Origin of the sequence: Streptomyces sp. NPDC006872 (assembly GCF_040635845.1) — a bacterium.
Classification (GTDB): domain Bacteria; phylum Actinomycetota; class Actinomycetes; order Streptomycetales; family Streptomycetaceae; genus Streptomyces.
Map to the genome: position 1 here is coordinate 104,303 of NZ_JBEYIL010000020.1, position 23,625 is coordinate 127,927.

At 69.7% G+C, this 23,625-nt stretch carries 25 protein-coding genes, 1 pseudogene and 3 riboswitches; of the genes and pseudogenes, 13 read left to right on the forward strand and 13 right to left on the reverse strand.

The annotated features are described in order from the left end of the window. Positions 1-46 precede the first annotated feature (46 nt). Positions 47-1,045: pseudogene (locus tag ABZ725_RS42100) on the forward strand (ATP-binding cassette domain-containing protein); the annotation flags it as partial. 511 nt (positions 1,046-1,556) lie between these two features. Here the strand turns inward: ABZ725_RS42100 and ABZ725_RS42105 are convergent. The 6 genes from ABZ725_RS42105 to ABZ725_RS42130 all read right to left on the reverse strand — a co-directional run bounded on the left by ABZ725_RS42105 (position 1,557) and on the right by ABZ725_RS42130 (position 7,056). After that, positions 1,557-1,886: a deoxyxylulose-5-phosphate synthase gene (locus tag ABZ725_RS42105; protein WP_358807646.1), complete on the reverse strand. Its 330-nt coding sequence runs from the start codon at positions 1,884-1,886 to the stop codon at positions 1,557-1,559. A 145-nt stretch (positions 1,887-2,031) separates the two neighbouring features. Then, positions 2,032-2,298 carry a hypothetical protein gene (locus ABZ725_RS42110; protein ID WP_358807747.1) on the reverse strand — a complete coding sequence of 89 codons (267 nt, stop codon included), beginning with the start codon at positions 2,296-2,298 and terminating at the stop codon, positions 2,032-2,034. Positions 2,299-2,328: 30 nt separating this feature from the next. Continuing rightward, positions 2,329-2,814 carry a DUF2269 family protein gene (locus tag ABZ725_RS42115; protein WP_358807647.1) on the reverse strand — a complete coding sequence of 162 codons (486 nt, stop codon included), beginning with the start codon at positions 2,812-2,814 and terminating at the stop codon, positions 2,329-2,331. A 157-nt stretch (positions 2,815-2,971) separates the two neighbouring features. Then, a complete protein-coding gene (locus tag ABZ725_RS42120; RefSeq protein ID WP_358807648.1) occupies positions 2,972-4,537 on the reverse strand; it encodes an MFS transporter in 1,566 nt (521 codons plus the stop codon). Continuing rightward, complete coding sequence (locus ABZ725_RS42125; protein WP_358807649.1) at positions 4,534-5,871, reverse strand: MFS transporter; 1,338 nt, start codon at positions 5,869-5,871, stop codon at positions 4,534-4,536. Before ABZ725_RS42125 ends, ABZ725_RS42120 begins: the two co-directional genes overlap by 4 nt. Positions 5,872-6,066: 195 nt before the next feature. Then, positions 6,067-7,056, reverse strand: coding sequence for a helix-turn-helix domain-containing protein (locus ABZ725_RS42130; RefSeq protein WP_358807650.1), 990 nt, complete (start codon positions 7,054-7,056; stop codon positions 6,067-6,069). Positions 7,057-7,129: 73 nt separating this feature from the next. On the opposite strand from ABZ725_RS42130, the gene ABZ725_RS42135 reads away from it, so the two are divergent. Both ABZ725_RS42135 and ABZ725_RS42140 read left to right on the forward strand, forming a co-directional pair. After that, entirely contained in the window at positions 7,130-7,798 is a 669-nt protein-coding gene (locus tag ABZ725_RS42135; RefSeq protein ID WP_358807651.1) for an HD domain-containing protein, read from the forward strand. Between the two features lie 168 nt (positions 7,799-7,966). Then, positions 7,967-8,509 (forward strand): carbonic anhydrase, encoded by a 543-nt coding sequence (locus ABZ725_RS42140; protein ID WP_358807652.1) that lies wholly within the window; start codon positions 7,967-7,969, stop codon positions 8,507-8,509. A gap of 316 nt (positions 8,510-8,825) precedes the next feature. Here the strand turns inward: ABZ725_RS42140 and ABZ725_RS42145 are convergent, their stop codons facing one another. Together ABZ725_RS42145 and ABZ725_RS42150 are read right to left on the reverse strand one after the other, a co-directional pair. Then, positions 8,826-9,422 carry a hypothetical protein gene (locus ABZ725_RS42145; RefSeq protein WP_358807653.1) on the reverse strand — a complete coding sequence of 199 codons (597 nt, stop codon included), beginning with the start codon at positions 9,420-9,422 and terminating at the stop codon, positions 8,826-8,828. Next, a complete protein-coding gene (locus tag ABZ725_RS42150) occupies positions 9,422-11,047 on the reverse strand; it encodes a succinic semialdehyde dehydrogenase (RefSeq protein WP_358807654.1) in 1,626 nt (541 codons plus the stop codon). The genes ABZ725_RS42145 and ABZ725_RS42150 overlap by 1 nt, the downstream gene beginning before the upstream one ends. Before the next feature lie 128 nt (positions 11,048-11,175). Here ABZ725_RS42150 and ABZ725_RS42155 point away from each other — a divergent pair, with 128 nt between their 5' ends. Continuing rightward, positions 11,176-11,829 carry a TetR/AcrR family transcriptional regulator gene (locus ABZ725_RS42155; protein ID WP_358807655.1) on the forward strand — a complete coding sequence of 218 codons (654 nt, stop codon included), beginning with the start codon at positions 11,176-11,178 and terminating at the stop codon, positions 11,827-11,829. A gap of 29 nt (positions 11,830-11,858) precedes the next feature. Here the strand turns inward: ABZ725_RS42155 and ABZ725_RS42160 are convergent, their stop codons facing one another. After that, the gene (locus ABZ725_RS42160; RefSeq protein ID WP_358807656.1) at positions 11,859-12,485 is read right to left on the reverse strand and encodes a TetR/AcrR family transcriptional regulator; all 627 of its coding nucleotides are present in this window, start codon (positions 12,483-12,485) and stop codon (positions 11,859-11,861) included. Between the two features lie 110 nt (positions 12,486-12,595). On the opposite strand from ABZ725_RS42160, the gene ABZ725_RS42165 reads away from it, so the two are divergent. The 6 genes from ABZ725_RS42165 (at position 12,596) to ABZ725_RS42190 (ending at position 17,465) form a co-directional block, all read left to right on the forward strand. Next, complete coding sequence (locus ABZ725_RS42165; RefSeq protein ID WP_358807657.1) at positions 12,596-14,017, forward strand: MFS transporter; 1,422 nt, start codon at positions 12,596-12,598, stop codon at positions 14,015-14,017. Positions 14,018-14,080: 63 nt separating this feature from the next. After that, positions 14,081-14,959, forward strand: coding sequence for an NmrA family NAD(P)-binding protein (locus tag ABZ725_RS42170; RefSeq protein WP_358807658.1), 879 nt, complete (start codon positions 14,081-14,083; stop codon positions 14,957-14,959). Positions 14,960-14,979: 20 nt separating this feature from the next. After that, the gene (locus ABZ725_RS42175; protein ID WP_358807659.1) at positions 14,980-15,810 is read left to right on the forward strand and encodes an oxidoreductase; all 831 of its coding nucleotides are present in this window, start codon (positions 14,980-14,982) and stop codon (positions 15,808-15,810) included. A 9-nt stretch (positions 15,811-15,819) separates the two neighbouring features. Continuing rightward, positions 15,820-16,683: a methyltransferase domain-containing protein gene (locus ABZ725_RS42180; RefSeq protein WP_358807660.1), complete on the forward strand. Its 864-nt coding sequence runs from the start codon at positions 15,820-15,822 to the stop codon at positions 16,681-16,683. A gap of 143 nt (positions 16,684-16,826) precedes the next feature. Further along, positions 16,827-17,075 carry an antitoxin MazE7 gene (locus ABZ725_RS42185; protein ID WP_358807661.1) on the forward strand — a complete coding sequence of 83 codons (249 nt, stop codon included), beginning with the start codon at positions 16,827-16,829 and terminating at the stop codon, positions 17,073-17,075. An 81-nt stretch (positions 17,076-17,156) separates the two neighbouring features. After that, complete coding sequence (locus tag ABZ725_RS42190) at positions 17,157-17,465, forward strand: toxin Doc (protein ID WP_358807662.1); 309 nt, start codon at positions 17,157-17,159, stop codon at positions 17,463-17,465. 64 nt (positions 17,466-17,529) lie between these two features. Here the strand turns inward: ABZ725_RS42190 and ABZ725_RS42195 are convergent, their stop codons facing one another. Beyond that, a complete protein-coding gene (locus tag ABZ725_RS42195) occupies positions 17,530-17,718 on the reverse strand; it encodes a hypothetical protein (RefSeq protein ID WP_358807663.1) in 189 nt (62 codons plus the stop codon). On the opposite strand from ABZ725_RS42195, the gene ABZ725_RS42200 reads away from it, so the two are divergent. Then, positions 17,708-18,325: a glyoxalase gene (locus ABZ725_RS42200; protein WP_358807664.1), complete on the forward strand. Its 618-nt coding sequence runs from the start codon at positions 17,708-17,710 to the stop codon at positions 18,323-18,325. The two genes, ABZ725_RS42195 and ABZ725_RS42200, sit on opposite strands and share 11 nt — an antisense overlap. 14 nt (positions 18,326-18,339) lie before the next feature. On the opposite strand, the gene ABZ725_RS42205 is transcribed toward ABZ725_RS42200, so the two are convergent. Further along, complete coding sequence (locus tag ABZ725_RS42205) at positions 18,340-18,930, reverse strand: TetR/AcrR family transcriptional regulator (RefSeq protein WP_358807665.1); 591 nt, start codon at positions 18,928-18,930, stop codon at positions 18,340-18,342. Positions 18,931-19,011: 81 nt separating this feature from the next. Between ABZ725_RS42205 and ABZ725_RS42210 the strand changes: the two genes are divergently transcribed. Together ABZ725_RS42210 and ABZ725_RS42215 are read left to right on the forward strand one after the other, a co-directional pair. Then, entirely contained in the window at positions 19,012-19,857 is an 846-nt protein-coding gene (locus ABZ725_RS42210; protein WP_358807666.1) for an NAD(P)H-binding protein, read from the forward strand. A gap of 230 nt (positions 19,858-20,087) precedes the next feature. Next, positions 20,088-20,160: riboswitch (cobalamin riboswitch) on the forward strand. A 139-nt stretch (positions 20,161-20,299) separates the two neighbouring features. Then, positions 20,300-20,788: a DUF4430 domain-containing protein gene (locus tag ABZ725_RS42215; protein WP_358807667.1), complete on the forward strand. Its 489-nt coding sequence runs from the start codon at positions 20,300-20,302 to the stop codon at positions 20,786-20,788. On the opposite strand, the gene ABZ725_RS42220 is transcribed toward ABZ725_RS42215, so the two are convergent. Together ABZ725_RS42220 and ABZ725_RS42225 are read right to left on the reverse strand one after the other, a co-directional pair. Continuing rightward, the gene (locus ABZ725_RS42220; RefSeq protein WP_358807668.1) at positions 20,769-21,752 is read right to left on the reverse strand and encodes a cobalamin-binding protein; all 984 of its coding nucleotides are present in this window, start codon (positions 21,750-21,752) and stop codon (positions 20,769-20,771) included. The genes ABZ725_RS42215 and ABZ725_RS42220 overlap by 20 nt on opposite strands. A 29-nt stretch (positions 21,753-21,781) precedes the next feature. Continuing rightward, positions 21,782-23,191: a hypothetical protein gene (locus tag ABZ725_RS42225; RefSeq protein WP_358807669.1), complete on the reverse strand. Its 1,410-nt coding sequence runs from the start codon at positions 23,189-23,191 to the stop codon at positions 21,782-21,784. 50 nt (positions 23,192-23,241) lie between these two features. Then, positions 23,242-23,316: riboswitch (cobalamin riboswitch) on the reverse strand. 140 nt (positions 23,317-23,456) lie between these two features. After that, a riboswitch (cobalamin riboswitch) is annotated at positions 23,457-23,526 on the forward strand. Positions 23,527-23,625 lie beyond the last annotated feature (99 nt).

A 23,625-nucleotide genomic window follows, 5' to 3' on the forward strand; every position in this document is an offset into this window, starting at 1 on the left:
TGCAGGTCGAGGCAGTACCTCGTATTCGGATACTAGCATTGAACCTATGTTTGAGTTCAACCAGATCTACCGGCGTCTGGAAAGCTCGATGACCGAGGCCGCCCAGTTCACGGAGCTGCTGCTGGATCCGCCCACCGTGCTCGACCCGACGGAACCCGAATCGCTCGCACCACAGGACACCGGAATCCGCTTCGAGGCGGCGACCTTCGCCCACGCGGGCGCGAAGCCGATCTTCCAGGGACTCGACCTGGACGTGCCCGCAGGCGCACGGATCGGTCTGGTCGGCAGGTCCGGCGGCGGCAAGACCACACTCACCCGGCTCCTGCTGCGGATGTCGGACATCGACGACGGACGCATCCTGATCGGTGGTCAGGACATCAGCCGCCTGCGCCAGAGCGACCTGCGTTCACTGATCGCCTACGTCCCGCAGGAACCCGCCATGTTCCACCGCAGCCTGCGGGACAACATCGCCTTCGCCCGGCCCGGCGCCACCGACGACGAGATCCACGCGGCGGCCGCGGCCGCGCATGTCACGGAGTTCGCCGACCAACTCCCCGAGGGCTTCGCCACCCTGGTGGGGGAGCGGGGAGTCAAACTCTCGGGCGGCCAGCGCCAGCGCGTCGCCCTCGCCAGGGCCATCCTGCGCGACGCCCCGATCCTGCTGCTCGACGAGGCGACCAGCGCACTGGACTCGGAGAGCGAACTCCTCGTCCAGGACGCGCTGTGGCGGTTGATGGACGGACGTACGGCCCTCGTGGTCGCCCACCGTCTGAGCACCGTCGCCGGCATGGACCGTCTTGTCGTGCTCGACCGTGGAAGCGTCGTCGAGCAGGGCACCCACCAGGGGCTGCTCGCGGCGAACGGCGCCTACGCCAAGCTGTGGCAGCACCAGTCGGGCGGCTTCCTCGGCGAGAGCACCGAGTCGGCCCCCGGACGCCCGGTTCCAGGGGCCGGTACCAGCGGGGAGCCCGGACCGGCCGACCCGGCGCCGGACGGGGACCGCAGGATGTCGTCGCATGTGCGTACGGGCACCGGGTCCACGTGACCGAGTCGGTTTCCGGACATCCTCGACCGCAGGCGACGTCACGCCGACAGGTCTGTCGCAGGCGGCAAAGTGCGTAGCGCCGGGTCAGCCGGCGCTGTGCTCACGGTGAAGCGTTCCGGCTGCTCCGGGCTACTGCTCGTCGTCCGTGGCAGCGTCCCAGGTCGGCAGGGCAGTCCCGGTTGCGGTCGTGACCTGAAGAACGTGGCATCCCATGAGGTGAACGGCAGCGAGCAGGCGCCGGCGAACCTGTTCCGTGTCTTCGGGTGGGTAGCCGATCCGGATCTCGGCAGGTGTCCGTTCTGCCACTGGACGCCGTTGTACCCGCTCGTGCCGAAGGGGGTCCGAAGGTAGAGGAAGTCGCAGAACTTCCCCCAACCGTACGTGCCGACAAGCCACTTGTAGTCGTCAGGCAGCCGAGTGCCGAGTGCGGTCTCGGCAGCAGTCCAGTCCCCGTGAGCGTCGATGGGGGCGGTCGGCGGCGTCACGAGTCGCGCCAGGCCGGCAGGCCCGGTCACGGCAGGTCACGCAGTACGAGCGCTTCGGCGAAAGGCCTGCCGGTCCGGCGCGCGTACGCCATCCGCTCGCGTACCTCGCGCAGGGTGCGAGGCCGGTAGCCGGGTCCGCAGCAACAGCTCTTGTGGAAACGCACGCCCGCGTTCAGCAACACCGAGAGTGTCCGCCACGCCTCGGTGTCCCGCCGTCGGGGCACAGCGAAGGCCGACCCCACATGGATCAGCGGTTCCGCACACCGCGGGCAGATCCGCCGTTGATCCCCGCCGTGAGGCTGCTTGTACGAGGCCCGGCAAGGCAGGCAGACGTACGAGGTCTTTGCATGAGCCATGCGCACAGAGTAGGCACCACCCGCGAGGAGGTCGATGTGATTACCGGCCCGCAGCGAAGGGCGGGCGTGGCGGCGATGCGGGACAGTTTCTTGATCACTCCCGGGTTGTAGCGGCCAGATCCGTCTTCGTGGCGGAAGTGCCGGCTCACAGCTGCTGACGGGTGGATTTGGGGGCGGGCGTGAGTCCTTGCGCCGGTCGCGGTGCGGTCATGTCGAGAAGGAGCAGCGCGTCGTGGTCGGGGGTGCCGGGTTCGGCGGTGTAGACGCCGATGCGCCGGCCGGGGGTGCCCTCGACGTGCAGGGACTGGGAGGTGAGGGTGAGCGTGCCGACCTGGGGGTGGTGGAATGGGCACGACGGCACGCGACTACGCGCGTTCCTGCCAAGGCGCCACGTTCGCCCCCGGCCTCGCAGCGCGCGGGGCTCACCGCGGTGGCTGAGCCGTCATGCGCCTGTCGTCGAGCCGGGGCGGACGATCATCAGGACCACCACGATCAGCCAGGCGAGGGCGAACAGGCCGGTGATCGTCGACAGACGGGGCAGCCGGGCGATCAGGGACTCCGCGGCGGTGGGCGTCTGTTCGGGGTTGTCGAGCTGGGTGACCACGTCGTCCTGGGTGCCGAGCACCGCGATGCCCAGCAGGACGGCGGCCACCGCTGTCAGAGCCATGGAGGCGATGAGCCAGGCGCTGTCCATCACGCCCATCACCTGGGCGGTGCCGACACCGAAGGCCGGCACGGAGACGCCGGCCACGGCGTAGACCCGGCAGATCCGGTGCAGCAGCAGGACCGAGCCCTTGGCCGACTGCCGCTCGGGTCCGTCGGTCAGTGCCTGGCGCGCGTAGCGGGGGAACAGGCTCGCCGCGATGGTGACCGGTCCGATGAGCAGGATCGCCGCCAGCACATGGACGCTGAGCAGGAATTTGGCCATGGCGGTGTCTCCTATTTGACAGGTCTTGTTCGGTGCTCAGTTCGTGGGCGGTGCCGGTGTTGACGGCTGTGCTCAGCGATCAACACCGGCTGTTCGGGGGGACGTTGTTCGGCCAGAAGCCCTGGGGGCGCCTCACACCGTTCCGTTGACGTACCGCTTACGCTTCGGCGGACGTCCGGGGACTGTGAACCTTTTGGCGGACGAACAGCGCCGCGGGCACGGCCATGACGATCAGTACGACTCCGCCTATGACGTTGCCCAGGTGCACGGCGTCGGTGAACGCCCTCGGTACGGCCGTTCCCACTATGCGGGCGAGCGATGCGGGGAGGCCCGTGGCACCGCCGCCGTGTGACGCACCCTCCACGATCCTGTCCGCCTGCGGCGAGGGGATGCCCGCCTCGACGAGACGGTCATGCAGGTTCCGGGGGAAGCGGCTGGTGACGATGGTCCCGAGCACACTGGGGCCGAGCACCGTTCCCAGTTGACGCGCCATGTTCACCGCTGCCGCCGCCATGCCCTCCTGCTCCGGCGGGACGCTGTTGACCGCGGCAGCCGTCGAAGGCGCCGTCAGCAGACCCGCACCGATGCCCGCCACGAGCATTCCGGGCCACATCGCCCCGTAGCCTCCCGAGGCATCGGTCGCGAGCAGCGCGAGAGATCCGACTCCGATGAGGACCAGGCCCGCGGTGATCAAGAGCGTGAGGCCGACCCGATGTGCCAGCACCCGGGCGGTCACCGCGGTGACCACGAGGAACGTTGCGAAGAGCGGCAACAGGCGCACGCCGACGTCGAGGGGAGTGGTCTGTCCCACACGTTCCATGTAGAGCACGCTGAGCAGGGCGACCCCGACCAGTCCGAAAACGCTGATGGCGGCCACGCCCATGACGGCCGAGAAGGAAGCGCTCCGGAAGAGCCTCAGGTCCAGCATGGGGTCGGGGTTACGGAGTTCCACCCGCACGAACAGGAACAACGACACGGCGAAGACCACATACATGGTGATGATCGGCGCCTCGGTGTATCCGGTGGAGCCACCCTGAATGATCGCGTAGGTGGCCGAAGCCGTCATCACCGTGCCCAGGACGAGGCCCGCGAGATCGGGCTTGCGCGTGGGGTGTCTGGATTCGGCCACGAAGACCGGGGCCAGCAGGAGGGCCGCGCCGGCGATGACGATGTTGGCGATGTAGACGGCGTGCCAGGAGAAGTGTTCGAGCAGGGCTCCGGCGAGGATCGGGCCGATGGCCAGGCCCACTCCCGAGCACGCGGCCCAGATGCCGATCGCGGCGGTGCGCTCGTGCGGGTCGGGGAAGGTGGCACTGACGATCGCCAGGCTCGTCGGCAGCACGGCTGCTCCGCCGAGGCCCGCGATCGCCTGTGCGGTGATGAGCATGCCGGCGCTGTCGGCGAAGACCGCGACCACGCTGCCGGCCAGGAAGACGGCGGCGCCCAGGCTGAACACGCGCCGACGTCCCACGAGGTCGCCGAAGGTCCCGGCGGACATCACGAAGCTCACGACGGCAAGGCTGTACGCGCTGGTGATCCATACCAGCGTGCTCGCACCGACGTGCAGGTCGCTCTGTATGTCGCCCAGGGCCGAGATGGTGGAGGTGACGTCGACGAAGGCCATCATGACGCCGAGGCAGACCACCAGCAGGCCGAACCAGCGGGCCCGCCCGCTGCCGGCGGCCGCGGCGGGGGAAGCCTGGGCAGGACCGGACTCCGTCATCGGACGGCCACCGCCTTTTTCTGCGATACGCCCAGCGACACCACAGCCGCGGCGGCCATGAGGGCCATCGCTACAAGCCACGCGTTCCGATAGGTGTCCAGAGAGGCTCCACCGGAGGCGGTGCCGAGCATGGCGACCAGAATGCTGATGCCGACGACCGAGCCGATCTGAGTCGCCATGGTCACGACTGCGCTGCCGGTGGCGGCCTGTTCGGGGCGCAGACCGACCGTCGCGGTAGAGACGACGGTCGGGAGCGCCAGGCCGGCGCCGAACCCGAAGAGCAGCCAGCACGGGAGGATTCCGGAGGCGTAGTTCGGCTCGTCGTGCAGGAGGAAGACGAAGAGCAGGATGCCGACAGAGGCGATCGCACTGCCGATCGCCGCGATGACACCGGCCGGGATCCGGAACCGGCGCTGGAGGGTCTCACTGGCGGTGGCAGCCAGCGCGAAGCCGATCGGGCCGGGAAGGCTGGCGCATCCGGTCTTGATGGCGGAGTAGTGCCAGTGGCTCTGCAGCCAGAGGATCGTCGACAGCAGGAGGCTGGCGAACGAGGCCAGTTGCAGCATGCCGGCGAGGTTCGCCGAGGCGAAGATCCGGTCACGGAAGAGGGAAAGGTCGACCACGGGCGCCTCGTGCCGTGACGAGCGGAACAGGAACGCCACCAGTCCGACCACTGCGACAGCCAGAGACGAGACGACCCGGGTGTCCGACCAGCCCCAGTCGGGCGCCTTCACGATGCCGAGAGCCAGGGCGCCGACCATGACGATCAGCAGGACGCCGCCGAGCAGGTCGGGGACGCGCGAGTCCTGTTCGTCCTTGACGTCGGTCACGAGTCGGGCGGCCAGCGCGATGGCGAGCAGTCCGACGGGAATGTTCACCAGGAACAGCCACCGCCAGGAGGCCTGGACCAGCAGCCCGCCGAAAATCGGTCCGCACACCCCGGACAGCGAGCCCGCGGTGAACCAGATCTTGACATACCGCTCCACCTTGTCGGCGGGGGCGCTCGTCAGGACCAGACCGAGGCTGGCGGGGGTCAGCAGGGCGGCGCCCACGGCCTGTATGGCACGGAAGACGACCAGCATCCATACGTCGCCGGACAGAGCCGCGCCGAGGCTCGCCGCTACGAAGACGGCCATGCCGAGAAGGAAGCCGTTCTTGCGTCCGAAGCGGTCGGCGAGCCGCCCCGCAGGGACGAGAAGGGCGGCGAAGACGATCGCGTAGCCGTTGAGGACCCAGCTCAGGTCCGACAAGGAGGTCGAGCCCACGCCCTGCCCGATGTCCGGCAGGCCGACGTTGGTGATCCATACGTCGAGCTGACCGAGGAAACTCGCCATGGCCAGCACGGCGAGGATGAGAGCCGGACGGGTCGAGGAGCCTCCGCCTCCCCTCTCAGTTCGTGGAGGGGCCATCTGATCTTGCGAAGACATGCGTCTGATCCGTTCCGTGGGCTTCGTGGGATGCCGTGAGTGAGTGGCGGCAGAGTTCTGGACCGCACTGTCAGGAACCCTATGAAGTTCTGGAACGACATGTCAAGAATGCCCGCGTGGCCTGTGAACCGGCCCCGCGGACGCCTCCGGCTCCGCCTTGTGGCGGAACAGAGTTCGGTATTCCTGGGGGGAGGTGCCGAGGTGCCGGTGGAAGGCGGCCCGCAGGGAAGCGGGGGCGCCGAAGCCGGTGAGGCGGCCGACCTGCTCGACAGGCACGGCGCTCGCCTCCAGCAGTTCCCGTGCGCGGTCGATGCGCGCGTCGGTCAACCAGGCCATCGGCGTGGTGCCGGTCTCCTCGCGGAAGCGGCGGATGAAGGTCCGCCGGGACATGTGGGCGTGCTCTGCCAGGTCGTCGACGGTGAGCGGGGCCGCGAGGTTGTCCAGCATCCACTCCCGCAGGGGAGCGAGCTCGTCTCCGTCGGCTTCGGGGCGGAACTGTTCGATGAACTGCGCCTGACCTCCCCGTCGCCGTGGCGGCGCGACGAGGTCCCGTGCGTGTGTGTTCGCCGCCGCGGCGCCCAGGTCGGTGCGGATCAGGTGCAGGCACAGGTCGATCCCCGCCGTCACGCCGGCGGACGTGAGGATGTCGCCGTCGTCGACGTAGAGCTGGTTCGGCAGGACATTGACCTGCGGGTAGCGCCGTCGCAGTTGCTCGGCCTGCCGCCAGTGCGTGGTGGCGGGACGCCCGTCGAGCAGTCCGGCCGCGGCGAGGGCGAAGACCCCGGTGCAGATGGAGACGAGCCGGGACCCCCGGGAGTGAGCCGCCCGCAGCGCCGCCGGCAATCCGGCTGACAGGGGCGCGTCGATGTCGTCGTAGCCCGGGACGATCACGGTGTCGGCGTCCTCCAGTGCTTCGAGGCCGGCTGTGACAGTGATCGCGAAGCCGGACCCTGGCACGGGTCCGGGCCCGTTCTCGGCGCACACGGTCAGCTCGTAGTGCGGGTCGGTCGAGAAGATCTGCGTCGCGGCGCCGAATTCAAGCGCGAGCACACCGGGCAGTACGAGCACGGCGACATGGTGTCTGTTCTTCATGGTGGCACGACAGTAGCGTTGGTTGGCATCCGTGCCACTTTTCGCGCGAGATCCGCTCTCATAGCGTCAAGTCATGACGACCGACACCCCTGCCCTCTCGAACGGGCTGCACGGCGGACTGCTCGCTCTCCCTTCCGGGCCACTGGTCGAGGCGAGCCTCGCCGCCGCCCGCGCCGCGGTGCATCCGTCCGTGCTGAACCACTGCGTCCGCGGCTTCTACTGGTCCCGCCTGTTCGCCGCCCACAAGGGGGTTCTGTACGACGCGGACTACAACGAGGAACTCCTCTTCGCCGCCAACGTGCTGCACGACCTGGGAACCGGGCCGGACGCACCGGGCCTGCTCCGGTTCGAGATCGAGAGCGCCGATCTCGCCGCCGCCCTGCTGACCGGCCTCGGCGCACCCGCCGGGGATGTCGACAAGGTCTGGGAGGCCATCGCTCTGCACACCACTCCGCAGATCCCCGAACGAATGGGGCTGCTGACCTACCTGACCTACGAAGGCATCTGGATCGACTTCGGCAAGAACGCCGATCTCGTGGCCGAGGAGCAGAGTCGGATCCATACCGCGTATCCGCGGCTTGAGATGGCCCGCCATCTGGCCGAGGAAGTCCTTGCCCACGGTGCCCGCTCCGAGACAGCCGCACCTCCCTATGCGCTCGCCTTCCACCTTGCGCAGGAGCGGGCAGCCGACGGCGTCACCACCATGGAGCGTGGCGTGGTCGGCGGACCGTGGGGGGAGTAGCGAAGAGCCCTCACGCCCGGTGTCACGTACCCCTTCCCCTTCCCATTCCCTGTGTAAGACGTTCCTGGCTTCCCGAGAAAGCCGGGGAATCAACCATGAAAGCGGAGTCGAGCAGTGTCGGATTTTGCGGAGTTCACGTTCCGAGCGCAGCCGGGTTTCGATGAAGCGGTGGCTCGGGAGATCGTCACCGGTTCGATTCCCGTCAGGACGATCGTCATGTACTGCTTCGACCCCCGGGCCGCCGGGGCCGCACAAGCGGTGGCTGATCACTTCGGCGACGAGGTCTACCCCGGCGAACTTCTCCTCGACGGGACCGGCCGGAAGATCGGCTCCACAGCGACGGTGTTTCCCCTGATCGTCGGAGGTGGGCGCGCGGCCGACGCTCTTCGCTCGATCACGGTCTCCCAGCACCTCTTCGGAGTCGAGCGAGTTGTCGTCGTACACCACTCCTTCTGCGGCGCCACCTCCTTCACGGCGGAGGGAATCACCTCTGCCTGGAAAAATGAGCAGCACTACGACATCTCGTCGTTGTACGACTGGGACGGAATCGCCATCGCCGACTTCGAAAAGTCGCTCCACTACGACGTGAGTCTGATCCGCAACAGCCCGGGCACCCCGAAGCACGTGGAGATCTACGGCCTTTTCTACGACATCGATTCCGGCGAGCTGACCGAGATGGTCCGCGACGTTCCCGCCGAGGTTGCGCAATAGCCCGGGTGCCGAGAGCACGGCGGCGTGAGGGTGGCCGACCCGGCGGGGTTCAGGGTGAGGTTCACGTCATACCCGGCCGCGTCCAGGGCGACGTCGACGTAGTAGCGCAGGCGGGCGGCTTCGGCGCCCGCGGTGCGCGCCGTCTACGACGCCGACCCGAGCTTCGCGTTCATGGACTCGAGCTTCCCGGACGCCCTGCATCAGACGCTGCACGTACTGCTCACGGGCCTCCTCGTCCGTAGGTGAGTCCGTAGGTGACACAACCCGGTGGGCAGCAGTCCCCTGTGAAGTCGGACGCTCGGTCGGGTGCGGGCACTCAGGGCGTGGCGGCCGGTACGTCGACCGATACCACGGAGACGGCCAAGGCGAAGTGCCCAGCGGCGACAAGGCACTTCGCCGCCGCTGCGCTCGGGTCGGACTGCCGCTCTGCTTCGTGGAGCGAGAGCAGTCCGGACAGCACGGCCGAGTCGGTTGCCTCGTCGAGGATCTGGTCCAGCGTGAACTCGCCCGTCTTCGCAAGTTCCTGGGCTCGCTCGACGGCCTGTGCCGGGTCGTCCAGCAGGTCGGTGAGGAAGTCGGCGCCGATGTCCGCCGGTACGCCGGTCGCCCGGGCCGGGACTTCTTCCGGCTCGGTCGTGGCGGCCCATCGCTCGGCGTCCCGAGCGCGTGCCGCGTCCACCCGGGTACTGGCGGACCGACTGAGGCCGGCCGGCAACCCGAGCTGCACGGGGACGTCGGGCTGCGTGGGCGGGGCCTCGGCGAGCTGCCGGTACACCTCACCGGCGGCTTGTGCGCAGTCGGCGATCAGTTCGGCGAGGGTGGCCGGCAGCCAGACGTGCCGATGCCGGCGTGCGAGCGGCCCCGTGCGGCTCGACTCCGTGCGGCTCGGCTCCGTGGAGCTCGGTGCGGGCATCAGCGGAGCCTCAGTGCCTTCATGACCCGCAGGCTCAGGCTGATGAAAGCCGCGTACTGCTGATCGTCCATGCCCATCGACGGGGCCAGCGGAAGTATCCGCTGCGTGGCGACGGTCTGCGGCTCCGTGTAGTTGAGGATGCCTTCGCGGCCGTGCCGACGGCCGAGTCCGGACTCCTTCATGCCGCCCATCGGAGCCCGGATGCTGCCATGGGCGGATGTGTAGCCTTCGTTGACGTTCACGGTGCCGCTCTGCAGCCGGGCCGCGATGCGTTCACCGCGCCGGGTGTCCTTCGTCCACACGCTGGAGTTGAGGCCGTACGGCGTGGCGTTCACTCGCTCGATCGCCTCGTTTTCGTCGGTGAAGCGGTACACCGATACGACCGGTCCGAAGGTCTCCTCCGTATGGACGGCCATGGTGGGCTCCACGCCGTCCAGGATCGTGGGCTCATAGAAATAGGGGCCGATATCAGGACGAGGCTTTCCCCCGGTGAGGACTGCGGCCCCCTCGGCGACGGCTTGGTCGACATGCCGGGACACCGTCTCCAGTTGGCGCCGGCCCGCCAGCGAACCCATTCCGACCCCGTAGCTCAGCGATGTGCCGAGGGTGAGCGCCTTTGTGCGTCGGACGAATCGCTCCAAGAACGCAGCGGCGACCGACGAGTGGACGAAGATCCGCTCGGCCGACAGGCACAACTGGCCGGCCGAGGAGAAACAGGTGCGAACCGCTCCCTCGACCGCCTTGTCCAGGTCCGCGTCGGCCAACACGAGCAGGGCGTTCTTGCCGCCCAGTTCGAGTGACGCGCCGACCAGACGGGCCGCCGCACGGGCTGCGACCTCCCGGCCGGTGCGAACAGAACCGGTGAACGCGACGTAGTCGGCCCGATCCACGACGGCGGGCCCGACGACCCGGCCGTCGCCGATGACGATCTGCCAGACGTCGGCCGGCAGCCCGGCCTCGATGAGCTGCTCGCGCGCCCACAGCGGCGTCAGGGCGCTCTGCGTATCCGGCTTCGTCACGACGGCGTTGCCGGCGACGAGCGCGGGCAGCGCGTCCCCCAGGGAGAGTTCGAGGGGGTAGTTCCAGGGGGCGATCTGCCCGACGACGCCTCGCGGGTGATGCCACTCGGTGACTTTCGTCAGCACCGGATACGCGCCGAGGTGTCGCCGCGGCCGGAGGTATGCGGGGGCCTTGCGCCCGTAGTGCCGGGCCACCACGGCGACTCCCTGCACTTCCTCGTGTGCGTGCAGGCGAGCCTTTCCTGTCTCCACCTGGATCAGGTCCATCGCCTCGGCCTGTTTGTCCAGCAGGATGTCGTGAAATCGGAGAAGCACTGCCGCACGCCTTCGAACCGAAAGCGAGGCCCACTCGCGCTGGGCCTCCCGGGCCCTGCTGAACGCCACCTCCACATCGTGGGCTGTCGACTCGGGCAGCTCCGCGACAATCTCGCCCGTCATGGGGGTACGGCTCACGGTACGGCCGCTGCCCTCCACCCCTCGTGTCAGTCGAAACACCAGGTCAGAGGTCACTACGTCGGCCGCCGTCCGGCCGCTTTGTGCTGCAGCGGGGTTGGCGTCGCTGGTAGCGAGGTTGTTGGTTCCGCCGTGCGAGGACATGCGTCTCATCCGTTCTGCGGGATTCGCGGGATGCCGCGAGCAACGGACACCAGGGTTCTGGACCGCGCTGTCAGGAACCGTAGGAACTTGTGGAACGGAATGTCAAGAATGCTTGTGGGGCCTGTAGGCTGGCCCCCATGGGGCGCCCACCAGGATTCAACAAGGACAAGGTCGTACAGGCCGTCGAGCGACAGTTCCGCCGTACCGGATACGCCGGTACCAGCGTCGACGACATCGCCAAGGTCGGCGGGCTGGGCCGCGGCAGCCTCTACGCCGCCTTCGGTGACAAGAGCAAGCTGTATCTGCGGACGCTGGAGGCGTACTGCGACCGCACCGAGGCCGCCTGGGCGGCCGTGCTCGACGGCCCCGACGACACCGCGCTGGAACGGCTGCACGCGTATCTCGTGACGTCGGCGCGAACTGTGCACGACGACCCCGACGGGCTCGGCTGCATGGTGACCGGCTTCGTCGTCGAGGGCGTCGACCACGACCCGCAGGCCGGTGCCCGTGTCAGACAGGCCCTCGGGAGGATCGAGGGTTCGCTGACCGGGTGCGTTCAGGCCGCGCAGCGCCAGGGCGACCTCGATCCCGAGGCGGACACCCGGGACGTCGGTCACCTGCTCATGGCGGTCAACCGGGGCATGGAGGTGCTGGCCAGGGCCGGGTTCGACGTGGTCGCGCTGGAGCGCGTCGCCGATCAGGCGTTCGAAGGGCTCCCGCTGACGGCACAGGCACGGTCCCGGTCCGATTCCCGGCAGGCGTCCCGCCCAGCCGTCTCCGACGCTTCCTGAGTGCTCCCCGCTCGAAGGCCGTAGTCCGCTCAGCGTTCTGCGGCGAATGACTCGACGTAGGCCAGGGCCCCGTACAGCGCGTCACGCAGGGGTGTGGACTCGCCGGCCGCCTGGTCCAGCAGTGCTCCGCCCTGGAACGCGGCGGTGAGCAGGTGGGCGAGCGCGGCCGGGTCGGCCTCCGGCCGCAGTTCGCCGCGCTCGCGCATCTTGCCGAGGCCGCGCTTGAACAGCTCCTGCCACCGCTCGAAGCCGTCGGCCACCGCGTCCCGGTGGGAGGGCTCGGCCTTGACGACCTCGGCGGCCAGCGAGCCGAACGTGCACCCGCCGCGCAGCATGTCCTGCGAGGCGATGTAGGAGTCGGCCCACCGGCGCAGGGCGGCGAAGCTGTCCAGCTCGCCCAGCTCGGGCGCCTGATGGCGGGCGACGATGCTGTCGGCCTGCCAGGCGAGCACCGCGCGCACCAGGGACTCCTTCGTGGGGAAGTGGCGCGTCAGCTGCGAGCCGCTGACCCCGGCGGCCTCCCGGATCTGCTCGTTGTTGGTGCTCTGTGCGCCGTGTTCGTAGATCAGCTCGGCGGCCGCCCTGACGATTCGTTCGCGTGTGGCCAGGCCCTTGGCGGTCAGCTTCTGGCCCGGCGCTCGGCTGGTGGTGGTCATGGTCACCATCGTACCGCAAAAAAGGGCTTGACAACCCATTCCGTCGGGTGTTCCCTGGAGGCAGATCAAGAAAGGGCTACCAAGCCCATTCCTCTGGAGAGGTGGACGGGATGTCCGCACAGGCTGCACCGCAGGCGGTCGCGACGACACCGCGCACCGGCCCGGCTCCGGCCGTCGCCGAGGTGGGTCATCCGCGCCGCTGGAGCATCATGGCGGTGCTGGGTGCCGTCGCCTTCATGGCGCAGCTCGACTTCTTCGTCGTCAACGTCGCCCTCGACGGAATCGGGCAGTCGTTCCCGGACACGGGCGTCGCGAGTGTGTCGTGGGTGCTTTCGGCCTACGCGATCGTCTTCGCCGCCGTGCTGGTGCCCGCGGGCCGGATCGCGGACCAATGGGGCCGCAAGAAGATGCTGCTGTCCGGAGTGGCGCTCTTCACCCTCACCTCCGCCGTCGCGGCCGCCGCACCCAGCCTCGGCGTGCTGGTCGGCGCCCGTGCCGTCCAGGCCGTCGGCGCGGCGATGATCGTGCCGACCTCGCTCGGCCTGCTCTACCCGAGCTTCCCCAAGCGTCGGCACACGCTGGTGGTCGGCCTGTGGGCGGGCGTGGGCGCGATCGCGGCCTCGGCGGGCCCGCCCGTCGGCGGACTGCTCGTCACCCTCGACTGGCGGTGGATCTTCCTGATCAACGTTCCCGTCGGGATCGCCACCCTCGTCGCCGGCGCGCTGCTGCTGCCCGAGGTGCGCCGGCCCAAGGGCGCCGCTGTGCCGGACCCGGCTTCCACCCTCGCACTGCTGCTGGCCGTGAGCCTGCTGGTGCTCGCCACCGTCCAGGGGCCGGGGTGGGGCTGGACGGACATCCGCACCGTGGCCCTGTTCGCCGCAGCCGCCCTGGCCGCCGCCGCGACCGTGGAGCGCACCCTGCGCGCCAAGGCACCGGTGATCGAAAGGCAGTTGTTCGCCGGCAGACCGTTCACCGCCGCCACCGTGGCCCTGTTCCTGTTCTCCGCCGGCTTCGCCATCGTCCTGCTCGGCACCGCCCTGTTCCTGCAGGAGGTCTGGCACTTCAGCCCGCTGCGCGCAGGCGTCTCCATCGCCCCGGCCCCCCTGGCCTCGATCGCCTTCGCGATGAGCGCCGGCCCCATCCAGAGCCGCTTCGGACGCACCGCCCCCGCCGTGACCGGCACGCTGGCCATGGCACTCGCCGCCGGTTACTGGCTCGCGACCGTGCACAGCACCCCCGACTACTGGGGCGGCATGTTTCCGGGCCTGATCCTGGTCGGCCTGGCCGGCGGCCTCGCCCAGGCGCCGCTCTTCGCCACCGCCGGCACCCTCGCACCCGAACGCGCCACCACCGGTAGCGCCGTACTCAATATGAGCCGGCAGATCGGCAGCGCCGTGGGCGTGGCCCTGTTCGTCGCCCTCACCCCTCAGGCCACGACCACCGGGTTCGACCATGCCTGGTGGGTCCAGGCCGGCGCCGGACTCGCCGCGGCCGCCGCACTGCTCGCCCTCCGGCCCCGCCGCACACCCTGACCACGGGGTCGCGGCCATCTCGAGAACCCGTCAACTCCCCCTCGAACAACGGAGATCACCACCATGGAACGCAACCTTCTCGTCATCGGCGCCACCGGCAAGACCGGCGGCCACACCACCGAACTCCTGCTCCGGCGCGGGCACCGCGTCCGCGCACTCGTCCGCGGTCTCGACGGGCGCGCCGAGCGGCTCGCCGCCCTCGGAGCGGACGTCGTGGAAGGCGACGTCCTCGACCTGGACTCGCTGGCCCGGGCGACCAAGGGGATCGACGCCCTGTACTTCACCTATCCGATCGGCTCCGGCCTGATGGACGCCACCGCGAACGTGGCCCGGGCGGCGGAGGAGAACGGCGTCCAGGCGATCGTGAACATGTCGCAGGTGTCCGCCCGTCGCGACACCGCCAGCAACGCGGCACGCCAGCACTGGGTCGCCGAACGCCTTCTGGACCACTCCCCGGTCCCCGTCACCCACATCCGGCCGACCTTCTTCGCCCAGTGGCTGATCGACACCTGGGCCGACGGAACCGGCGAACTGCGCCTGCCGTTCGCCGACGGACGCCACGCCCCCATCGCGGAAAGCGACCAGGCGAAGGTGATCGCGGCCATCCTGGAAGACCCCGCCCCGCATGCCGGTCAGATCTACCCGCTGTACGGAGCCGAGGAGCTCGACCACTACGAGATCGCCGAGAAGATGTCGCGGGCGCTGGACCGTGAGGTCACCTACGTGCCCATCGAACTCGACGAATTCGCCGCCATCCTGCACGGGCGCGGCGCGCCGGACCACCTGATCCAGCACCTGCTCGCCGTGGCCGTCGACTACCGCAACGGCGTCTTCGCCGGCACCAACGACCTGGTGAAAACGATCGGCGGCAGCGACCCCCTCGACGTCGAGGGATTCATCGCCCAGAACCGCCCGGCCTTCGACCTGCCCACCACTGCCTGACCACTGCACTGGAGAACACCATGAGCGTCTGGTTCATCACTGGATCGTCCCGGGGCTTCGGCCTGGAGATCACCCGCGCCGCCCTCGCCGCCGGTCACCAGGTGGTCGCGACCGCGCGGAAGGCCGAAACCGTCCGCGAGCAGTTCCCCGACGCCGGCGACGCACTGCTCACCGCGGCGCTGGACGTGACCGACCCGCAGAGCATCCAAGCGGCCGTCGACGCGGCGGTCGAGCGGTTCGGCCGGATCGACGTCCTGGTCAACAACGCCGGCACCGGACTGCTCGCCGCCGTCGAGGAGTCCGACGACGCCGCGGTCCGCGCGGTGTACGAGACCAACGTGTTCGGCCCGCTCGCCGTCCAACGCGCGGTACTGCCGGTACTGCGGCGCCAGCGCTCCGGCCATGTGATCAACATCAGCTCCATCGTGGGCTTCGCCACCGCGCCGGGCTGGGGCATCTACACCTCCACGAAGTTCGCCGTCGAGGGCTTCACCGAGACCCTCCACACCGAACTGGCCCCCCTCGGCATCCACGTCACGCTCGTGGAACCGGGCTTCTTCCGCACCGACTTCCTCGACCCCGCCAGCCTGCACACCGGCCCCGACGCGATCGACGACTACGCGCCCACCGTCGGCGCGATGCGTAGGGCCGCCGCGAGCCTGAACCACGCCCAGCCCGGCGACCCGGTCAAGGCCGCGCGCGCCATCGTCGAGCTGGCCGCCGCCCCCCAGCCGCCTTTGCGCCTCCCGCTCGGAGCCGACACCCTGCAGGCCTTCGACGCCAAGCTGGACGCCTTCCGCAAGGAGATGGACGCCTGGCGGCACGTCGCCCTCACTACCGACCACGACTAGGACGTTCCCGTGACCGCACAACAACCGTCCGCCATAGCGGGCCATTACCGGCAAGGCGACCTGCGCCGAAAGATCGACGAAGCGCTCGACCGCCTCTACCCGGGGCAGGCCACGCTCACCACCGACGACCTCCACGGCGTGGACGAGTTCCACACCGGCGGCCATCCGGCGACGCGAGAGCTGGCCGCACACCTGGAGCTGAGCGCGGGCCTGCGTGTCCTGGACGTGGGAAGCGGCCTGGGCGGCCCGGCCCGGCATCTGGCCCAACACGCAGGCGCCGATGTCACCGGCGTGGACCTGACCGAGGAGTACGTCGACGTCGCGCGCCGGCTCACCGATCGGGTGGGCCTCGCCGACCGGGTCCGCTTCCAGCAGGGGGACGTGACCGCACTGCCCTTTGCCCGGGCGAGCTTCGACCGGGCCTGGATGCTGCACGTGGGCATGAACATCGAGGACAAGGCCCGCCTGTTCACCGAGATCAGCCGCGTCCTGACCGACACCGGCCGCTTCATCGTCTACGACGTCATGCTTCTCGGCGATCCCACCCTCGTCAGCTACCCACTGCCGTGGGCCTCGGAGCCCGAACACAGCTTCCTGGCCCACCCCGAGGAATACCGTTCGCTGCTGCGCAAGGCCGGGTTCGACATCGTCGCCGAGCACGATCACCGCACGCAGGCCGTCCAGTTGCTTCGCGCAGCGGGCGACGCGCACCGCCGCAACAGCACGCCGCACCACCCTGCGGGTGGGGACATGCCTCCGGCCCCGATCAACGTGGCGATGGGCGCCGACGCATCGACCAAGGTCGCAAAGGCGCTCCAGAACATCGAGGAAGGTCTCCTTGCTCCGACCGAGATGGTCTGCCGTCTCCGCTGACCTCACGAAGACCGCACCTGGATCGGCGTCTACCGCACCATCGTCCGTTCGTCCTTGAGCCTCTCCGGCTCCGGCTCCGACTCAAGGACGAACGGACGGATTCGGGTAGCGCATCCGGTATGCCGATTGGCATACTCTGAGGTATGGCAGACACCAGTCTCAAGATCGACGACGAGACGCGGGACCTCTTCAAGGCCTTGGCCGATGAACGCGGCATGTCCATGAAGGAGTACCTCGCCGACCTCGCCCGGCGGGAGGAAACGGCGCGCCGCCTGGAAACGGCAACCGCGGCCTTCCGGCGCGTCATCAATGAACCCGGTCTCGTGGAAGCGTTCGATGCCGAGTTCGGCGGACTTCCGACGGTACCGCGCGACACCTCGCGGGCGGCCTGACCTGTGCCTGGTCCCGAACTGCACGTCGACTACCGGTGGTTCTTGGAGCGTCAGGAAGAGCTCCTCCCGGACGACCTGACCGTGAATGACTTCTCTGTCCTCGTCGGCATGGCCGCCCGTCACCGGGTCGACCCGCCCCGGCACGACCAGCACCCGGATGCCTGCTGGCGGGCTGCCGTGTTTCTGGAGGAGTGCGTTCTGCTACGCCCTCTCCCCGCCCGCAACGAGCTGTTCGGCTACGGCGTCGCCATCGCCTACCTCGAGGCCTCCGGGCAACGGGTCGACACGAAGTTCGAGCTGTGGCGAGAGCTGATCTACGACATCCGCGCCCTGCGCGTGGACTCCTATGAAGTGGCCGATCGTCTGCGCTCCTGGCGCACCACCGGCTGAACAGGACGGGATGGGCGCCTGACCTTGTGCCGACGCCCCACGGGTGTGTCGGGTGAGCCCGCCGTCAGACGGTGACCCGCTGCCGCTCGTCCGGCAGGGCGTGGGTGACCAGGGTGGCGCGGCCGTCGGAGGAGTCGGGGCGGCGGCCGGAGGGCTGCTTGGGCCCGTGGCTCCGGTCCCGCGGCCGGACCGGGCAGTTTTCGAGAAGCGTCGGTGACCCGGCCGCCCCTACCGTCGAAGACGTGAACTCCATCGACTTCGTCACCCTCGAGGTGGCCGACACCACGGCCGCCGCCCGCTTCTACTCCACCGCCTTCGGACTGGACTCGTCGCCCGTGCGTCTGCGAGCCTCCGAAGCCCCGACGACCGGCTTCCGCGGTTTCACCCTGTCGCTCGTGGTGTCCCAGCCGGGCGACGTCGACGCCGTCGTCGGCGCTGCCCTCGACGCCGGCGCCACCGCCCTCAAGCCCACCTCGAAGTCGCTGTGGGGCTACGGCGGCGTCGTTCAGGCCCCGGACGGCACGATCTGGAAGATCGCGACGTCGGCGAGGAAGGACACGGGCCCGGTCACCCGGGACTTCGACGAGCTCGTGCTCCTGCTGGGCGTCGAGGACGTGAAGGCCGGCAAGCAGTTCTACGTCGAGCGGGGCCTCACTGTGGGTAAGAGCTTCGGCGGCAAGTACGTCGAGTTCGCCACCGGGTCGGGCCCCGTGAAACTGGCTCTGTACAAGCGCCGCGCTCTCGCCAAGGACGCGGGTGTCTCCGCCGACGGCACCGGATCGCACCGGCTCGTGCTCGCCGGCGCCGCCGGCCCGTTCAGCGACCCGGACGGGTTCGTCTGGGAAGCCACGGCCCCTTGATCGCCACCGAGCGATCAGGCGGGCTGCAGTGAGTCGAGCCAGTGCAGGAGACGGGTGCCCTGGCGGGTCATGAGGTCCGGGTCGCGCAAGGCGTTGGCCAGGAGCGACATGCCCTGATAGCCGGAGACGAGCGTGACGGCGAGGTCGTCCGGGTCGGGCAGGCCCAGGGCGCGGAACTGGTCTGCGGTCCACTCCAGCAGGTGCCGGATCACCGTGCCGGCCTCCGCGTCGAGGGTTCCGTCGGCGCGTTTGTCGAGTTCGACGGCAAGGGTGCCGGTGGGGCAGCCGTAGCGGGCGGCGACCTCGCGCTGGTCGACCCAGCCCTTGATCAGGGCCTTGAGACGGTCGCGCGGGTCGGGCAGCTGGTCCAGGAGGCCGGTGAGCTCGTCGAGGTGTGCGCTGTGCTCGGAGAGGGCGGCCAGCACCAGCTCGTCCTTGGTCTTGAAGTAGTAGTAGACGTTCCCGACGGGAACATCGGCCGCGCGCGCGATGTCGGCGAGGGTGGTGCGCTCGACGCCCTGTTCGTGCAGGACCCGGGCCGCCTCGGTCGTGAGTCGTCGGCGTTTGTCGGCCGCCCGCGCCCTGGGCTTCACTGAGTCAGTCACCCAACTAACTATAGACGGGCCCCGGTGTTCCCGTGCTACGGTCCAACTAAGTCAGCCGACTAACTTATTTATGGAGTCGCAATGATCGTGGTGACAGGCGCAACCGGCAACATCGGACGGACCTTGGTGCCCCTGCTGGCCGAGGCGGGCGAGGACGTCGTGGCCGTCTCGCGGCGGCCTGAGTCCGACGGGCTCCCGGCCGGGGCCAGGCGCGCCCAGGCCGACATCGGGAACAGCGCGAGCATGCGGCCCGTCCTCGACGGCGCCGACGCCTTATTTCTCCTGCTGGGCGGCGAGCTCAACGGCCACGGCGAAAGCCCCCATAGCCTTCTCGAGGTGGCCCTGGATGCCGGGGTCAAGCGGATCGTCCTGCTCTCCTCCCAGATCAACTCCACCCGCCCCGAGGCGCTCTCCCACACCCGGCTGCGCGAGTTCGAGTCCGCCGTGCGCGCGTCCGGAGCGGACTTCGCGATCCTGCGCCCTGGCGGCTTCGCCTCCAACGCCTTCGCCTGGGCCGAGTCGGTGCGCACGAAACGCACGGTCTTCGCTCCGTTCGGCGACGTTGCCCTGCCGGTCATCGACCCGGCCGACATCGCTGCGGTCGCCGCAGAGGCATTGCGCGCAGAAGGGCACGTGGGCCGTACGTACGAACTGACCGGGCCCGAGGTCATCAGCCCGCGCCGGCAGACTGCGGCGATCTCCCGGGCCCTGGGCGAGGAGGTGACCTTCGTGGAGTTGTCCCGCGAGGAGGCCCGCGTCCACATGGCGCAGTTCATGCCCGAAGAGGTCATCGGCGGCACCCTGGACGTCCTCGGCGTCCCACTGCCGGCCGAGCAGGCCATCAGTCCCGATGTTCAGAACGTCCTCGGCCGACCGGCCAATCACTTCGACGAGTGGGTCGCGCGCAACCTGCCGGCCTTCCGGTAGAGCCCCCGCTCGGGGCGCGCGGAAACAACGCGCGCCCCAAGCGGCCACGGCTCAGATGCTTGAAAGCGACGGCCGGCGCGAATCCCATACGGAGTTCTTCCGACAAGGGCGCGCCCTCTGGCGACCCGCCTCAACTGCTCCTAGGATTCGAGGACTTCGCACCCGGAGGCCGACCGTGGTCGGCGTGCTGGCGCGACGGACGAACCGACAACTGCATAGGCGCGCGACTGGGGGAAGCCGGTGGGAGTCCGGCGCTGACCTGCAACCGTGTGCGGCCCCGGTGGGCCGCGAGTCGGGGTACCCGGAGCGTGCCGCGTGTACCGCTTCCCACTGTCATGGTCTGCAGCGCGAAGCCGAGAGCTCTGGTCCGGGTCTCGCTCCGGTGGCCGGTCCGCTTCCTCGGTGCCGGGCCGTGGGCCGCCCTTACCAGGAAGGCTCAGCCTTGCAGCGCATACCCGCACGACGTGGCCTGATCACCGTGGCCGCCCTCGGTCTCGCCCTCTCCTCCGCTCCCGCCGTCGCCCACGCGCACGACACCTCGGACACGAACGCCCCGGTCAAGGTGACCTTGACCGTGCAGGGACCGGACGGCCTGCTCTTCAAGGGGAAGATCAGGACGAAGGGGCATGAGGTGACCACCACCACGGGCGGCACCCACAGATGCGACGGGACCAACGGGGGCGCCAACCCCACCGCCGTCCCCACCCCGACGGCCGCACTCGACGACGCGGCCCGTAAGCGGCACTTCACCTGGGACGGCACCTGGTACGCGTCCTTCGACGACTACTCGGTCGACACGATCAAGGACGTCGGCGGTGGCGGGGTCGCCTACTGGAACATCTCGGTCAACGGTACGTCCACGCCGGTCGGCGGCTGCCAGTTCAAGCTGAACGCCGGGGACAACGTGGCGTTCACCTGGACTGCATTCTGACCGGTCCGGCCGGTCCGGCCGGTCCGGCCTGTCCGTCGGGACGGTGGGGGAGTGGACGCGCCTCGGCCGCCGTCACCGGCTCCCCGGCCGGTACACCGTGCAGGACATGCGCCAGCACCTCGGCCCCGCGCACCACCCTCGGTCCGGGACGGTTGAAGTAGGACGGGCCGTCCAGGATCCAGACCCGGCCGGCGCGAACGGCCGGCAGTTCCTCCCACCCGGGCAGCCCGGTCAGCAACTCCGCCTCCTGGAGGGTCCGTTCGGGCGGGAAGCCGCAGGGCAGGACGAGGAGGACGTCCGGGCGGGCGGCGCGTACCGCCTCCCAGGTCATCGGCTTGGTGTGCGCGCCGGGCGCGGCGAGGAGCGGTTCGCCTCCGGCCGCCGTGATCTGCTCGGGCACCCAGTGCCCGGCGGGCCACAGCGGGTCCAGCCACTCGATCGCCACCACCCGGGGACGGGGACGGGCTTGCCCCGCGACCGCCGCGCGGACCCGCTCCAGGCGGGCAGTCAGCTCGGCCCGGCGCTGCTCGGCGCGTTCGCGCACACCGAGGAGCGCTCCGACGGTGACGAGGCAGTCCAGTACGTCGTCCAGCGTGCGCGGTTCCAGGCTCAGGACGCGGGTGTCGGCGTCGAGGAGTCGTACGGTCCGGCTGACCCTGTCGTAGGAGACGGCGCACACGTCGCACAGGTCCTGGGTGAGGACGACGTCGGGGCGCAGGGCCGCGAGTGCCTCGGTGTCCAGGGTGTAGAGCGATGATCCGGAGTGCGCCGATCCGCCGACGGCCTCGGAGATCTCCCGACTGGTCAGTCCGTCCTGGTCGAGGTCCGCGCCGGTCACGACGGGGACGGAGGCCACCTCCCGCGGCGGCCAGTCGCATTCGTGGGTGCGGCCGACGAGCTGCGCGGACAGTCCGAGTTCGGCGACGATGTCGGTCGCGGCGGGCAGCAGGGAGACGATGCGCATGCCGCGACCCTACGACTCCGTCGCCGCCGTCAGGCGCCCCAGCGCACCGCGATCGTGTCGCCGACCCCCACGGTCGTCTCCCGCGCGGCGGTGGTGAAGGCCGAGCCGTCGATGCTGACCTTCCAGGTGTTCGCGCCGCTGTTCGCGGTGCCGTTGAGGGAGGTGACGGCGCCCGTGCCGGACGACGGGGTCACGGCGGTCACACAGCCCGACGGGGTGGCCGCGCTCACGGCCGCGTCGAGGACGGCGCCCAGCGTGGTGGTCGCGCCGGTCGGAGTCAGGGCGACCGAGCACACCTTGAGGGCGCCGGTTCCGTCGTCCACCGTCAGGGCCAGCCTCGTCGCCGTACCGGAGGTGAGGGAGGACTCGCCCACCCACTGCGGCGCACCCGCGGTGACCGGGACGGGTGGCGCGGAGGTGAAGCCGCCGCCCGCGACCGCGCGCAGTCCGTCGATGGAGGCGTACGCCGACGGGCTGGTGTCGCTGGGCAGGTACTTGAAGCCGCCGCCCGGGTTGAACTGCTGTGCGATCAGGAAGTCGACCGGGGTCTTGCCCTGGGAGGTGAGGAAGTCGCCGGTCTGCGGGTTGACACCGCAGGCGTTGAGGCCGGAGACGGCCCAGCCGTTGGAGTCGGTGTTGACGCCGAACAGGGCGTTGAAGGCCCCGCTGCTCGCGACCAGCTTGCTCTTGAGGAACGCTTTGGCCTGCACGAGGTCGGTGTCCGTGTTCGGTACGCCCGAGACGCACAACGCCGCCATCGCGGCCCCGGTCATGTCGATGTCGCTCGCCGCCGCCAGCTGGGTCGCGTTGCCCTCGGCCTTGCTGTAGTTCCAGCCGCCGTCGTTGTGCTGGTTGGCGCGCAGCCGGGTGATGATCGCGTCGCGCAGGGCCTGCGGGACGCGGACCTGGCCCGCCGTCGTCCTCGCGCCGTTCAGCGCGAGCGCGGCGAACACCGTGGCGTTGAAATTGGCCGACGGGCCGAAGTAGCCGGTCTCGGCCGTCTGCCAGTAGCCGTAGACGTCGGCGATCAGGTTGCGGGAGGCGGAGACGCGGGCCGGGTCGATGCCGGCGGCGTAGGCGTTGAGGGCGGCGCGCTCGTAGTCGGTGACGACGGGGGAGGCGGACGGCCAGCCGCTCGTGGAGAGGAGGTTGCGGTAGACGGTTCTGGCGTTCTTGCTCGTGTCGCCACCGGGCGTGACATCCACCGCGGCGGTGCCGGCGGCGGCGAAGGCGCTGAACGCCCACTCGTTGGACAGCCCCGACCCGGCGTACGAACCGTCCGCCGCCTGGAGGGACTTGAGGTAGGTGACGCCGTTCGTCTTCGAGGTGGCGATCTGGGCCGGGGTGGCGGTCGCCGCGGCCGGCAGTGTGGTCAGGGCGAACGCACCGAGTGCGGCGAGGACCGTGACGGCGCGACGACGGGACATCTGAAGGGACATGGCCTGCTCCTGGGACGCGTGGATCGGCTTCCGAAGGTGCTGCACCGTTTGGGCATTCGGGCTCGGCACGGCCTCCGCCGTCCCACACCGCTGCGCGTCAGCCCCGGACTCCCACCGGGTTCCCCCACTCGGCAGTGCGGGACGGTACCCGACCGGCACACCCGTGGCCAGGGGACCTCCGGACAACTCTCGCGGCGACCTGTGGAGCACCTTGACGCTCTCTGTGAACCATGTTCAAATCCGGCTGATACGCAAGGAGTTCCAGGGGAAGCCGGTCGAAATCCGGCGCTGACCCGCAACCGTAGGCCCGGTACCGCCGGGCGAGCCGGAATGCCTGGAGCGTTCAACAGCGAGCGTTCAACAGCAACAGACGCCGTCGCGGACTACGGCGTGGTGCGACCAGCTCTCGTACGCGGGGAAATCCCCCTGCGCCG

Excerpts from the sequence above, each read along its gene's own strand:
- ABZ725_RS42105 (WP_358807646.1), bottom strand. The coding sequence starts at position 1,886 with ATGGCTCATGCAAAGACCTCGTACGTCTGCCTGCCTTGCCGGGCCTCG.
- ABZ725_RS42115 (WP_358807647.1), bottom strand. The coding sequence starts at position 2,814 with ATGGCCAAATTCCTGCTCAGCGTCCATGTGCTGGCGGCGATCCTGCTC.
- ABZ725_RS42120 (WP_358807648.1), bottom strand. The coding sequence starts at position 4,537 with ATGACGGAGTCCGGTCCTGCCCAGGCTTCCCCCGCCGCGGCCGCCGGC.
- ABZ725_RS42125 (WP_358807649.1), bottom strand. The coding sequence starts at position 5,871 with ATGGCGAGTTTCCTCGGTCAGCTCGACGTATGGATCACCAACGTCGGC.
- ABZ725_RS42130 (WP_358807650.1), bottom strand. The coding sequence starts at position 7,056 with ATGAAGAACAGACACCATGTCGCCGTGCTCGTACTGCCCGGTGTGCTC.
- ABZ725_RS42135 (WP_358807651.1), top strand. The coding sequence starts at position 7,130 with ATGACGACCGACACCCCTGCCCTCTCGAACGGGCTGCACGGCGGACTG.
- ABZ725_RS42145 (WP_358807653.1), bottom strand. The coding sequence starts at position 9,422 with ATGCCCGCACCGAGCTCCACGGAGCCGAGCCGCACGGAGTCGAGCCGC.
- ABZ725_RS42150 (WP_358807654.1), bottom strand. The coding sequence starts at position 11,047 with ATGAGACGCATGTCCTCGCACGGCGGAACCAACAACCTCGCTACCAGC.
- ABZ725_RS42155 (WP_358807655.1), top strand. The coding sequence starts at position 11,176 with ATGGGGCGCCCACCAGGATTCAACAAGGACAAGGTCGTACAGGCCGTC.
- ABZ725_RS42160 (WP_358807656.1), bottom strand. The coding sequence starts at position 12,485 with ATGACCACCACCAGCCGAGCGCCGGGCCAGAAGCTGACCGCCAAGGGC.
- ABZ725_RS42165 (WP_358807657.1), top strand. The coding sequence starts at position 12,596 with ATGTCCGCACAGGCTGCACCGCAGGCGGTCGCGACGACACCGCGCACC.
- ABZ725_RS42170 (WP_358807658.1), top strand. The coding sequence starts at position 14,081 with ATGGAACGCAACCTTCTCGTCATCGGCGCCACCGGCAAGACCGGCGGC.
- ABZ725_RS42175 (WP_358807659.1), top strand. The coding sequence starts at position 14,980 with ATGAGCGTCTGGTTCATCACTGGATCGTCCCGGGGCTTCGGCCTGGAG.
- ABZ725_RS42185 (WP_358807661.1), top strand. The coding sequence starts at position 16,827 with ATGGCAGACACCAGTCTCAAGATCGACGACGAGACGCGGGACCTCTTC.
- ABZ725_RS42195 (WP_358807663.1), bottom strand. The coding sequence starts at position 17,718 with ATGGAGTTCACGTCTTCGACGGTAGGGGCGGCCGGGTCACCGACGCTT.
- ABZ725_RS42210 (WP_358807666.1), top strand. The coding sequence starts at position 19,012 with ATGATCGTGGTGACAGGCGCAACCGGCAACATCGGACGGACCTTGGTG.
- ABZ725_RS42220 (WP_358807668.1), bottom strand. The coding sequence starts at position 21,752 with ATGCGCATCGTCTCCCTGCTGCCCGCCGCGACCGACATCGTCGCCGAA.
- ABZ725_RS42225 (WP_358807669.1), bottom strand. The coding sequence starts at position 23,191 with ATGTCCCTTCAGATGTCCCGTCGTCGCGCCGTCACGGTCCTCGCCGCA.